We start from the raw sequence: 12,769 nt of genomic DNA on the forward strand, positions 1-12,769 counted from the left end.
ATGGCTAACAAGAATGTATTGCCGCCATTCGAGTGCTCCTATCAGGGCCATCTGCTCGCTGGTGTTGATGAAGTGGGTCGTGGCCCTTTGATCGGTGCGGTAGTGACGGCAGCTGTTATCCTGGACCCGGAAAAGCCCATTGCTGGGCTGGCGGACTCAAAGAAGCTGACTGAAACAAGACGCCTGGCGCTTTTCGATGAGATCATCGAACACGCTCTGGCCTGGTCCCTTGGCCGGTGCGAGGCTCACGAAATAGATCAGTACAACATATACCAGGCCACCATGATTGCCATGGAACGTGCGGTCGAAGGTCTGAGCGTGCAGCCGGAGTATGTCCTGGTGGACGGTAACCGGGTTCCGCGATGGCGCTGGCCCTCGGAGCCGGTGGTAAAGGGCGATAGCCGGGTAGAAGCCATCAGCGCGGCCTCAATATTGGCCAAGGTCGTTCGGGACCGGGAAATGGAAGCTCTGGACCTGGAATATCCGGGCTATGGCATTGCGAAGCACAAGGGCTACCCGACGCCTGTCCACATGGAAGCCCTGATGACGCTGGGGGCTACACCGGAGCATCGGAAGTCATTCCGGCCGGTGCAGGAAGCGATTGATCGGGTTGGTTATTGGACAGCTAAAAACGAGCGGGAAGGGCAGGACGATGAGTACCTGCATTTTTCTGTCGATTTGTTTGGAAATAGAGATTGACAGCACTGACACCAATCCTTAACATACGCGCTCGTTGATCGGGCACTGTCCGGATCCGAAAAGTTTTGATGCGGGGTGGAGCAGTCTGGTAGCTCGTCGGGCTCATAACCCGAAGGTCGTTGGTTCGAATCCAGCCCCCGCTACCACATATGAGAAAGGCAGATCGGTATTTCCTGATCTGCCTTTTTTATTTCAGGTCTGAGAAACGACCAAGGCATGCATTCCGTCCCGTCTAAGCACGAGTCCGAAAAATAACGCTGGAAACCCTAAGCTGAATCCTTTTGACCCTAACGAACTTTTCACACAGTTCGGAAAATAGAGAAAGAGCAACAAACAAAAACAGAACCCATAGGATTCGTTTGTATGCGTGATCTCCTGTCAGGTCATAAAAGTAACCTGAAAATGCCAGTATGATTGGCATATGTAAAATAAATACTAAGATCGTATTTCGGGAAAAGAATTCAATTACCCGGCTGGCAAAAAGCCTTCTCGCAACCTGAAAACAAACAAAGGTATTGATCAGGTATACCGCTGAGATCAATAGCGACTGGGCCATTATGCTGATCCCCCCCTCCGGTCCTGAGAAAGAACGGAATGGAAAGTCATTATCCATTGAAAGGCCGCCCCCGATCCAGGCCCAGGCAAGCAGGCCTGCTAACCACGGCAAGCCAACAGCCAGCGTACCCGCACCAAACTCCAGATCTTTTTTGTTGGCAAGCCACATCCCCAGCAAAAACACCGATAGCCAGTTGGGTAGCATCATATAGGCCATGAAATCTTTATTCAGGTAGACCAGTAAGGTCCTGAACGATATCTCAAAAATCAACGCACCAATAAATAGCGCCGGTGTGATTGTTTTTCCCCGCAGGACCATCGCCCACAAAAGTAATACATGCAGATAGGTTCCGATGTACCAGGTTGTTGGGTTTGCCGGAAAATAATTAAGGAAAACGTTTGCCCCACCAATGAAGGGCAGATAATTGCTCTCGTTGATGTCACCTTTTGTAAACCAGAAAATAAAACTTAGGACGAGGGCGCAGGCGATTCCGTAAAAATAAATGGGAAAGAGGCGTTTGAAGAGTACCTGAAACCAGGGGCCTGTTTCCCGGGTCAGTCCCCAGCCCATAATAAAAATGAAGAAGGCGACACCCAACTGTTTGGTATAAATGGGCTGGGTTACTTCATTAAACATGGCATGAGGGCTGCCTATTACGTGACCGGTTACGATCAGCAGCATGCCGAGTGCCTTCATCCAGTCAATAAAGGCCTGCCTTTTCGTGGGTCCCATGATGGTGTCAGCTCACTTCAGAATTCAGTTTTTTGATAAATCGTGCGGGATTACCCGACATAACCACCTGCGGCTTGGTATCTGCGGTTACAACCGATCCCGCTCCGATCATGCAGCCCTCTCCGATGTTGGCTACGATGATCGCGCCTTCACCCACCCACACATTTCTTGAGATCGTTATTTGAGTTAACCGATCCGGGGAATAGTCGCTCCAGGTGCCATCTTCCTCAAGAATGTGCAGGGCCCTTCCGCTCAGGATGCTCACGCGGGAACCGATGAGACAGTGCTCGTGGATTTCAGCCGCTCCGATGAGCGCATAACTGCCTATATAGACATGATCCCTGATGACCGCCGTGCGGTGGGAAATAATGGTTCCAAAGCCGATGTGGCAATGGTCCGAGCATTCTTCCAGCGTCAGAGAATAGAAGGCTCGCCGCAGAAAAGCCCCCGGCATACCCGGAAGAATCGCCACCATCTGTGAACAGATATTGTAAACGAGCTCGGTATGGGGCGAGATTAGCCACTGCTCAAGCTTGGTGGGCACAGCCAATGGCAAAACCAGAACCTTACTGACCAGATTGAGTATGGCTTTAAGGTGTTTCACCATATCAAACCTTCTCTCTTCTCATTCGTTTAAAACGCTGATTGAAGGTGGGCTCGTCGGTGATGATGATCTTCCCGGGCACCTTGTAGGGCGCCAGCTTGTCTTTGCAGTGCTGGAACACACGCTTCTTGAGTTCCCGGAGCGCTATCTCTTCGGCAAGCTCTAACTTCGCACAAACCACTTTGCCGGTAATTGGGTGATCGATTCCGTAGACTACGACATCGTTCACTCCGGGAATATCGAGTAAGACGCTCTCCACCTCAGCCGGAAAGACTTTTAAACCTCCCACGTTGATGATTTCACTGGCGCGGCCCAGTATGCGGATCCATTCACCGTCCTGTTCCACAAGATCACCGGTATCGAGGTAGCCATCTCCATCAAAAGGGCTGGGTGCATTGAGGTAGCCCAGCATTCCGGATTCCGCCTTAATCCGGAGCGTTCCGTTGACAATTTTTGTTTTGAACTCGTCGCCACCGACTTTCATCCAGATTGAATTCGATGATCGGGATTTGGAACGAAGAATGCCGACCTCGGATAAGCCGTAGGTTTGCTGCAGCGTCGCCCCCGGAAGAACCTCTCCCAGTTTAACGAGTGTGCTCTCCTGCATGGGCTCAGTGCCGTAGGTGATAAGCTTTAGTGACGACAGGTCAAAGCGCTCGTAGGCTTTGGACAGCAACAAGAGATTTAGGAACGTCGGCGAGGTGGGCAAAACTTCTGCACGGAACTGCTCCACGGCCTGGCAGACCTTATCCGGTGTGCGGGCGTCCGAAACGATGGTCGTACCCTTGTTCGCCAGGGAATACAGCAGTGAGTTCACACCACCGATATGATCCAGTTGCAGAAAGATGAGCATCCGCATGGCTTTTCTAGGCTGCCTGAACTTGAGCATCAGCTTTTCCAGGTTCTGGACAATCGCTTTGCTTTTACCGGTGGAGCCCGAGGAGAAAAGCACCAGCCCAGGTTGTCTGGCCTCTCGAAGCTGGGCATAGATTGGATGGCCGGCTGTGCGTCCAGTGACCGTTAATTCAAGAGTTTCGTCATTCACCGCAACATCGTATTCAGTCTCACCGATGTCTCGGAACTCGGAAAACTGCTTTTGGGAATCTTGCGACAGCGGGATGACAATGCACCGCTTTTTCGCCAATGCCATAAACAAGGCGATAGCACCGGGGGAATAGTCGCCACTGAAGGACACGACAGAGCCTTCGGCTATACGGTGGTTGTCCAGCCATTCTTCATAAGTGCTTATCAAGCGGATTAATTCAGCAAAGGTCACCGAAAACTCAGAAGACACCACTGCTTCGTGTTCCGGAGACGCTTGCAAGCACTCCATGAAAAAATCGATCATCATGATACGCCACCTAAATACAAAACCTGGCCTGTGATGAAATCACTGCCCGGTTGCAAGTAGAAATCAATTACATTAATGACATCACCAGGGGTCGCCATCTTTTTTATTGCCTGACGCTGCACAAGCTCCTGAATCTTGCTGGCGGGTACCCCTTTAATCAGTGAAGTATCAATGGGAGAGGGGCCAATAGCATTACAGGTGATGCCAAAGTTGCCATACTCCTTGGCAATTACTTTTGTGAGTGTTTCAACAGCGCTTTTGCTGGCGGCGTAAATGGATTCACCTTCCAACTGCAGGGGGACCGCGACGGTCGTAAAGTTGATGATTCGACCATGGTCAGATTTTCTGAGCATGCCCAGCGCCTTTTGACTGCACAGATAGGTGCCCTGGACATTAATATTGAAGACTTGCTGATAGGTGGCGGGGGGCGTTAACGCGAAGGCATTCATGCTGGCAATGCCTGCATTATTGATCAGTGCATCCAGGGATCTGGTTGCGCGACGTAACTCGAAAAAGAAGGTCTTAATGGACTCATCAGAGCCAATATCCACCGAAAAGTGGTGATAGTTCTCATGGCTTAAATCGGACTGACCACGGGAGCAGCCATAAACCACATCGCCCTTTGCCAGCAGATGCTCAGTGATAGCGCGCCCTAATCCACGGCTGGCACCGGTGACCAGTATTCTGCGAGCCCCCATCAGGATGCGGGCTCGTTGATCGAATCCTGGATATAATTCGTTAAGGTGGTGACCGAGCGAAAGGGGCTTTTCGACTGGGACATGGCACGTTCATCGCTCAATGTCACTTCAATGCCCTCATCAAGGAGGGCTTCCTCGATGCTGATCAATAACCCCACCAGCTCCATAGAGTCCAGCACACCGTCATTACCAAATAACAGGGTACTTTCAGAAATCACGATCTGACGATGATCTTCCCTTGCATGATTGGTGAGTTCCAGTGCGTCAAAAATAATCTGTTGGATATCTACACCTGGCATCGCTACCTCCAATGTTGCCACTGCCGCATTACACACCCTGTAAAAACGGTATCTCTAACTTCCTTACGGCCTGTTTTTGTTTTTGAAAGGTTTTAGAGCCTTGTTGTGGGCAACTCTTCCCGGTACTCGTTAGCTACCGGTTTATCGAAGCCTTAACTTGAGCCACCGAATCTCCCGTGTGAGCGATAAGTTTATCAATGCCCTCAGCATATCTTTAACATAGTTCGTCATAATACGGGTAGTACTGTAAGCAGGTGGTGCACCAAAATCATGTGTTTGAAACGCCACCTGCGAACGAGGTTTGTCTTTGAACTTCTGCTGGACACCATCATTTTGCATCATCAATGCGAGCAACCGTGTGTACTGTGCCTCATCAGAACCGGTCAAATGCTCTTTCACATAACAATAAAACTCATCCGCGCGGGCCAGAAATTGAGGTTGCTCTGTTTCGGAAAAATAAAACATAAAACAGAATAGATTGGCTTTACGGATATCCTGTGCACACCATGTGTCATTCGGGAATTCCAGCTTTTCCGGTGTGTCGAGATAGTAATGCTCGTTGTCCAGCATCCAGTGTCCGTAGTGCAGCAAACACTGCCGTGCATACCAATAATCCGGATCAATCCCACCCAAGGACTCCTTGAGAAACAGGAAGCGTGCCACTGCCTGAAGGAATACCGTGTAAAACCAACCGGTTTCGGTATCATCAAGATTTCTCAGGTTGATATCTTCAGCGGGGTGGCAGGTATGACGAATCACCCAGCCCATTTCTCGCAAAAGTCGCTGATCATTGGTCACGTCATAGCAATCGATCAGGGCGTTCAGGTAATTGCCGATGCCTCTGTCCAGCGGGTACTGGTAGCCCGGCGCCTTGACACCGATATTCGTAAAAACATTCTTCTTGATATCTATCGTAAATAGACGAAAGGTGCGGTCCAGCAGTGAACCATTTCCGTTGTAGAACTGACGGATCCATTCGGTTAACTGAATGACCTTTTGTTTTGCTCGGTGATCTCCGAATAAAAAGTACTGGAGCGCCAGACCTGTGGTGTAACAGTGTTGCCCACCGGGACCGCCTCCACCCTGAAAGTCCTGATACACCGCTGTATGGTATTTCGAGTAGGAACGATGGCCGGAGGTTTCAGCCGGTAAATAATGATTGGTGTGCCAGAACAGGCCGCCGTTATATTCCGCTTTGTCCTGATCAGTATCGTAGATGTCGATATCCTGAATATGCAGGTTCAGCGGTTTTACAAAATCCAGCCATTGGGGTTGCTGGTGCTGCAGGTACTGTAGCGTCATCCCCATCAACGGATCGTACTGATTGTTGTAATGGGAGATAAAATACGATTGTGGTTCCAGACCGTGGCATTCGTGGTCCGCCCACAAGTCACCAAAATGACGCCAGCCGTATTCATCCACACGCTCGCGCTTTTCATAAAAATTACTGGTCCCACTCAGGCCAGCCTGGATCAGGTCAGTCAGCGCACCTTTTTCATCCGAAAAACACAGGTGAGGCAACACCTGACACTCATTTAAGTGGCGTTGATTATAGGTAACGACCGGTTCTCCCGAACCAAGATCAGTGGCCAGAGGCGCTTCTGCCTTTTGAAAAATTCTGCCCCTTATCGACCAGGTTTTGCTTTCGCCGCCACATAGTTCTGTTCTATCGGGGAACAGATCGAAACTGAGCCCTCTTTCGGACGCGCGAATACGCGCAGGAAAGTTCTGCCAGAAATCCTTCGGTTCAAGCAAAATGATCTGGTCGTTCAATTCCAGCCGAATAACCGGCTGGGATCTGCTGCCTTGAGCCAGCTCGAGCCCATCTCGAGTCACCGTAAAACCATTGGCTTTGACGGTTGAATGCTTGTTCTCGTCCCAATGGATGGGGCTTTGCCAGTTTGCTCCTCCGCTGCCCATCTGATGCAGTTGTAACTCTCCATCTGCGGCAGGGTAGTGGAGAGGCTGATCGATGCTACCTTCCTGCGCTGAGCCGATATCCGTGCACAGAAGCTGAACGTCGGTATCCTCTGGTTCTGCTGGTGCAAGGCTCAGGCGGAAAAGATCGACAAAACGACTGCCCGCGTCCCCCAGATCCCAGCAGCCATCCGGGTGGGCTGCCGCAGACGGGTTGTGTATTCGCACCTCCAGCTCGAATTCATGGGTCCGGTGGCAATAACCAAGTATCAACGTAACGTTCAGTGGCTGAGAGGAACCTTCTTTATCCGTCACCGTCTGGAACACGCACTCGAACCGGGTCGTTTGCCACAGCGAGCGGCTATCTGAATCACGCTCGGTGTTCGTTACTAGCCACTGACCGTCGGTAGTGCTGCCATCGGCATCAATGCCAAAGTGCATCAACAGGCGGTCAAACAGCTGCCACGACAAGGATTCACCATCATTCGTGGGCGAGCGGCCCGCGTTAACAAGCTCTATGGGTGATGGTTCGCCTTTTGGAGCTTGTGGGCCTTGCTGATCGGAAACGCAGAGATCAATCGTACCGGTCTGATTTACGATCGCTTCACAAAGCATCCAGCGCAGGGAGCCGTCTGGCCAGGTCGAGAGGGGGGTGATGCTGCACTCCAGCGGCTCACCATTCCTGATCAAATGCACGGAAGAGGGATCGAATACGCGGGAACGCGGGCATGGCAAACCAAATCTCGCTAACGATGGCAGTTCGCATGGAACAGCAGTGAGGGTAACAACGCTGGCGCAAATGTTTTTCATCAGAGGGCAGACATACCGGATTTGCTGCAATGTGGACAAATTGTACCTCTCGCCATTGTCGTATGTTCGGAATGAGGGCACATTTCGGGCCAATTTGCCCGCTCTTGTTCCCAGCCTGGCGCCTCAGCCGAGCGGTATCTGCCAACGTCCGTTGATATCCGCAGGTGGAAGTTCTTGTAGTTACGCATGAATTGAACAAGGGGATGATTAAACTTTTGGATGTAAGGAGGAAGTGAAGTGAACCGCACGAGGTCTGGCCCGCGAGCTTCCAAGGTAGTCCGGTTCGGCTCTGCAACCCAAATGCCCGGCGCGAAGTTCAGAAACGAAAGTTGAATCCTGCCATGGCACCTTTGTACGTGAAGTCAGTTGTCAGGTCGTCGTCTTCGAACTCGGCTTGCTTGAACTGATAACCAAACAGAATACGATTCTGTCGGCGCTTGCCGACTGAATAGCCGATATTGGCTCGGGCGAGCCAGGTGCCTTCGGATTCCCCGAAACTGGTATCGGCCTGGGTCAGTAACGTCCAGCGTTGCGACAGATCGAACCGGTAACGAACGCCGACAAGAAAATCGGCGTAGTCCGAATCCTGATTTTGTTCTCCGAGCACCTGTTCCCCAGCGCGGAAGCGAAATGAATCGCTGAAGCTTGTATACCGCGCACCTCCGTAAAGGTTGAGGTTGTCGCCGAAGCCCCGGGGCCACCAGGCAGCGGCAACGTCCAGGAAAATCTGCTCGCTTTCGGAATCGATGGTCAAGGCTTGCCGGGTATTCGTTTTCGAGGTGTCCAGATACGTCAGGTCTACAAAGCCGCTCCAATGGCCGTCGCCGCCTTCCGCATGAATCATGAAGGCGGCGTCAAGGGCGTCCACCAGGTCTCCGAAGCTGACGTTTCCGGAGCCGATGTTCGTATCCCGGAAGCTCAGGTCCACCGTGGTATCAGTCGCCCACAGGTAGGGTGTGACAGACCAGTTGAAGTCCGGGTTGCCCTGCGCTGCTACAGGTGTGCCCAGGCCTGCTAGCAGAACAGGCGTGCCCAGGGTGCAGAACGTAACAAGCCGCTTGAAACCTGCATTCATTTCCATTCTCCCGATCTTGCTTCGCCGACGAACGAAACCGGGTCACATGCTGTACGCAAGTTGATCATCAGACGCGTCGGCCTCATCAAGAAACTAGTTCATGATCGCAAGAGTGCCAAAGTGAAACTGGGGAGGCTGAACAATGAGGAGCAGGGGAGGCACCCGTACCGACCTGGGCTGGCTGCCCCCGGGCGTGGAAGATGTTGAGGCGGTTAAGAAAGATCACGAGAGTGGCAGGTAGAAACGCCTAACTAGCCGATGCCATCTTCCTGGTTCCTTGCCTTCCAGTACCGATGGTAAGGGTTCAATCGCGAGTAACGTATGGGGTTACCCCTTGCCTTATCTTGCCAGCGAGTATGCCAGCGCTCGGCCAGAGCCTGCCCTGACCGAATGTCCCCCTCATTTGCCAGTTGCAGAATCCGCGCTTGAACCTCGTCACGGTCAGCCAGGAGTTCCCGTTGGAAATCATCGCACAGCAAGGCGCGTCGATGGACGGCTTCGAAGCGCAGCCAATGGCTCTGTTGTGCCTGATCTTCCTGATAGAACACTGGGGCAAGCTCAGTTTCGGAGTCAGGGAAGTCCAATGCCTGGAACAAAGAAAGACAGGGTGCCGAGGTGCCGGTGAGCCAGAGTTGTGGTTTCCGGTTTTTTTCCAGGCAGACGATCATGGAGCCACAGGTCTGGCTCGGTCGCAGGATGGACGCTGCGTGCATGCAGATGTCCCGGTTGCTCCCCCGGGCAATCCCCCTGTCAGGGCTATGATGACTGCGCAAGTGGGTCATCACCACGGACACGGCTTCATCCGTGGAGGATGCGTGCAATTGGTCAAGGGTGGACAGGCCCTGGGCTCGGCGCGTTGCAGCGCACCCCAAGGTGCGCATAAAGCGGGTGTCAAATCGGCTGGCGAAATCGAACAGCTCGTTTTCCGATGCCCCGCTGAGGGTGTCACTCACCCATGTGTAGTCGCCATGGAGGCTGTAGGCGTTGGAAATCGCGCCTGCCTGTTCGAGTTTGCGCGCTACCCAGTCTTTGCCGGCGGTTTCCATAATCCAGCTTTCGCTCGGGTCGGCGAGGATAAAGCTGCTGTCGTAACGAAAGCTTTTGTCCCGGTAGCCGGTGGGGCCTCCCTGACCATGGACGGCAAGCAACTCTCCGATGCACTGAATGGCGTCTGAGGCACGGTCGCAGCGCTCCAGCGCCAGCCTCAGTAAGTCCATGCCAAGCAGAGCGGCTCCGGACTTGGCTACCTGCCGGGAAAACACAGCCTCGTTACCAATCACCAGCCCTTTGTCGTTCACGCCCATTTCAGCACCCCACATCCAGAACGGGCGGGACAGCACCAGGGCGTTTCGGTTGGGAACCTGTGGGATGTCCAGATACGTGGTGCGCAGTGTTTTTGCTGTGTCGCCGGATACCGCGGGGATAAAACTGGTGTGCTGGATTTCTCCGGGTTCACGGTCGCTGTTCTTGGCGAACATCGTCCAGTGGGCTGTTCGATAAACGAGAGTGTCGCACATGATCAGGACACCGCAGGCCCGGTGGGCTTGGGAAGTCGAAGCTCCTGCCAGCGGGTCAGGAGGGCGATTCCGAACCGCTGGGCATTGTTTAGCTCATCGAGCAGCTTGGGAATGGCCTCGCAGATGCCGTTGATGATTTCCCGGGACAGTTCATCCCGGTGCTTGAACGTCGCGCCCCGTTCCATCAGCCAGCCGATGTAGGTCGTTCCCCGCAGGAGCAGCAAGGCTGGGAAGATCTCAAGGTGTTCATCGGAAAAGTGCCGCTCTGACCGGTAGCCAGACACATAAGCGTCCACCAGTTCATCGAAATAGGGTTCCGCCGAGAGTGGAAACAGGGACGTCGCCATTTCGAACATGAACCAGCCATAGCCGCAGTCATCAAAGTCGATCAGAGCAAGTTCGCCTTCGTGCTGCAGAATGTTCTCGGGCAGCAAGTCTCCGTGAATGAGTCCGTAGCAATCGTCGGTTTGACCCAGTTGCTGCAGCAGTATCCTCAGCACATTACGGGCCTTGAGTAACAGGCGGCGCTGGGTGCGGGACAGCATCGGGTGATCCCAGAAACGACCCCAGTTGGGGTTGTCTCCGAGTAATCCCTCAATATCCCACTCGGGTCGCCTGAACCTCTGAGGTGGCTGCCAGCGGCTGCCTTGGTTGTGCAGTCGGCCGGCGAGTGATCCCAGCGCATGATATCGGGATTTCAGCTCGGCGATCACGCCTGTTGGCACCTCGCCGAGCTGGTTGAAGAGTTCACCGTCCAGCCAGCTGACCATCGAGAAGCAGTGCCCTTTATGTTCGATCACGGCGTCGCCCTGCGGGGTCGGCACCACCTCCGGGACTTTAAATCCGTCCCGGCGCAGGGCCTGCATCCATGCCAGTTCAGACTCGATCGCATCCCGGGAATGGTAGCCGGGGCGATGGACCCGAAGCACGTGGGATTGGCCGGCTGCGTCGGTCACCTTGTACACCGCATTCTCACGCAGTTTCAGCAGCGACAGTTCAACAGGTTCATTCAGCCAGTGTGCCGCAGCCTGGCGAGCCAGGGATTCTGTTTCGCCCCGCACAGCCGGCGCGAGAGGCACGTTCTCCATGATCAGATCGCTGACGTGATTAAGGTGCCAGATCAGCGCTTTCTCGAGTCGGACGAGTACCTCTGAGCAGTATGATCTATCGACCAGTAAACCCGGTTTGAACTGGAGCACCCGCTGATCAAATCCCGCAAGCATGGCCCACACGCCCTGGTCATAAAGTGCTTTGACCATGATCTTGCAGGTGGTAGCGCTGTCGAACTCCAGCCCGATGATCAGCCCGAGTTGGCGGATACTGCGCAGGGCCGGGAAACGCTGCCTGAGTTCGTCCAGTCCGGCGCGCAGGAAGGCGGCTTGCTGCTGAACATTGGTCAGTGTGGAGGGTGCCAGGCTAAGCTCCAGCGCCTTCAGGGCAACCATGCAACCCAGATCCGAGCCGCCGAAGGTGGACACGTAGCCCCAGCCATCCTGCTGTGTCCAGCTGGCACAGCGCTCGTTCATCGCCACCGCCGCCATGGGATATAAACCACCGGACAGGCCTTTGCCGGTAATCAGCATATCCGGCTCAAGGTCCCAGTGCTGGCAGGCCCAGGGCTTCCCGGACCGTCCAAGACCAGTCTGGACCTCATCCAGAGCCAGAAGGGTTCCGTGCTGCCGGCACAGGGCTTGAACGGCGGGTAAGAAGTCCGGGGCTGGCAGAGGGAAGCCAAAGGTGGCGGGCAGGGGTTCGATCAGAACGAGGGCCACGTCGCGCCGTGCGATAACCGACGTCATAGCCTCCAGGTCGTTAAACGGAACCTTGATGAACTCGGCGGGATAATCGCTCAAGAACGCGCGTGCTGTCTCGTCGTCCCCGGCGGCACCGGAGAGACCGGAGCGACCATGGTAGCCTGCTGCAAAACAGAGAACGTTTCGGCGTCCGGTGCATCGGCGGGCGACTTTGATGGCCAGGTCGTTCGCTTCGCTTCCCGAGGGGGTAAACACCACGTTTGACAGTGTGTCGGGCATGGTGTCCAGCAGTGCCCTGGCGAGCCTGGTCTTTGGTTCTGACGGGAAGTGGTGATTGCCAATGTCGTAGCGGTCGCTGGCATCGCGAAGCGCTTTGACCAGTTCGGGGTGCCGGTGCCCGAGGTTGAAAGTGCCGCCGTTCAGGTGCAGGTCCATCAATTCGTGACCGTCCATATCCCGGTATCGATAACCCTCCCGCCAGTCTGGCACAAAGTCTATGCCGGCTTCCTGTAACCGTGTTGTGCGTCCGGGGAAGAGCATCTTCTGGTATTGCTGGAGGACGGCTTGTTTTGTGGCCATGGATAGCTACTCCATCCGGAGATCTTGTTGTCGTTGTTATTGATAGCCTCGTCACTGATTCTTTTTCACCTTGTCAGTGCGAATCGAGCCGGGCCTTTTACTTTGATGTTAGCTGCCCCGGGTCTTTCCTGAGCGTGTCCATTTCACTGTTTGGTCATTTTCTTTGCTCTGTCCGTTG

10 protein-coding genes and 1 tRNA gene are annotated in these 12,769 nt (G+C 53.9%); 2 read left to right on the forward strand and 9 right to left on the reverse strand.

Going from position 1 to position 12,769, the window contains the following annotated elements:
* Both rnhB and K8I84_RS02335 read left to right on the forward strand, forming a co-directional pair.
* Window positions 1–699: a ribonuclease HII gene (gene rnhB, locus K8I84_RS02330; protein WP_223793112.1), complete on the forward strand. Its 699-nt coding sequence runs from the start codon at window positions 1–3 to the stop codon at window positions 697–699.
* Window positions 700–768: 69 nt separating this feature from the next.
* Window positions 769–845, forward strand: a tRNA-Met gene (locus K8I84_RS02335).
* Window positions 846–931: 86 nt separating this feature from the next.
* Here K8I84_RS02335 and K8I84_RS02340 read toward each other — a convergent pair.
* The 9 genes from K8I84_RS02340 to K8I84_RS02380 all read right to left on the reverse strand — a co-directional run bounded on the left by K8I84_RS02340 (window position 932) and on the right by K8I84_RS02380 (window position 12,591).
* Window positions 932–1,987, reverse strand: a complete 1,056-nt coding sequence (locus K8I84_RS02340; RefSeq protein WP_223793113.1) for an acyltransferase family protein — start codon at window positions 1,985–1,987, stop codon at window positions 932–934.
* A gap of 7 nt (window positions 1,988–1,994) precedes the next feature.
* Window positions 1,995–2,594, reverse strand: a complete 600-nt coding sequence (locus K8I84_RS02345) for an acyltransferase (RefSeq protein WP_223793114.1) — start codon at window positions 2,592–2,594, stop codon at window positions 1,995–1,997.
* A gap of 1 nt (window position 2,595) precedes the next feature.
* Window positions 2,596–3,942: an ANL family adenylate-forming protein gene (locus K8I84_RS02350; protein ID WP_223793115.1), complete on the reverse strand. Its 1,347-nt coding sequence runs from the start codon at window positions 3,940–3,942 to the stop codon at window positions 2,596–2,598.
* Window positions 3,939–4,640, reverse strand: coding sequence for an SDR family NAD(P)-dependent oxidoreductase (locus tag K8I84_RS02355; protein WP_223793116.1), 702 nt, complete (start codon window positions 4,638–4,640; stop codon window positions 3,939–3,941). The genes K8I84_RS02350 and K8I84_RS02355 overlap by 4 nt, the downstream gene beginning before the upstream one ends.
* Entirely contained in the window at window positions 4,640–4,939 is a 300-nt protein-coding gene (locus K8I84_RS02360) for a hypothetical protein (RefSeq protein WP_223793117.1), read from the reverse strand. The genes K8I84_RS02355 and K8I84_RS02360 overlap by 1 nt, the downstream gene beginning before the upstream one ends.
* Window positions 4,940–5,080: 141 nt before the next feature.
* A complete protein-coding gene (locus tag K8I84_RS02365; protein ID WP_223793118.1) occupies window positions 5,081–7,705 on the reverse strand; it encodes a hypothetical protein in 2,625 nt (874 codons plus the stop codon).
* Window positions 7,706–7,982: 277 nt separating this feature from the next.
* Window positions 7,983–8,741 carry a hypothetical protein gene (locus K8I84_RS02370; protein ID WP_223793119.1) on the reverse strand — a complete coding sequence of 253 codons (759 nt, stop codon included), beginning with the start codon at window positions 8,739–8,741 and terminating at the stop codon, window positions 7,983–7,985.
* A gap of 251 nt (window positions 8,742–8,992) precedes the next feature.
* The gene (locus tag K8I84_RS02375) at window positions 8,993–10,258 is read right to left on the reverse strand and encodes a carcinine hydrolase/isopenicillin-N N-acyltransferase family protein (RefSeq protein WP_223793120.1); all 1,266 of its coding nucleotides are present in this window, start codon (window positions 10,256–10,258) and stop codon (window positions 8,993–8,995) included.
* A gap of 2 nt (window positions 10,259–10,260) precedes the next feature.
* Entirely contained in the window at window positions 10,261–12,591 is a 2,331-nt protein-coding gene (locus tag K8I84_RS02380; protein WP_223793121.1) for an aminotransferase class III-fold pyridoxal phosphate-dependent enzyme, read from the reverse strand.
* Window positions 12,592–12,769 lie beyond the last annotated feature (178 nt).

This window comes from Marinobacter sp. F4216, assembly GCF_019931195.1.
Lineage (GTDB): Bacteria > Pseudomonadota > Gammaproteobacteria > Pseudomonadales > Oleiphilaceae > Marinobacter > Marinobacter suaedae.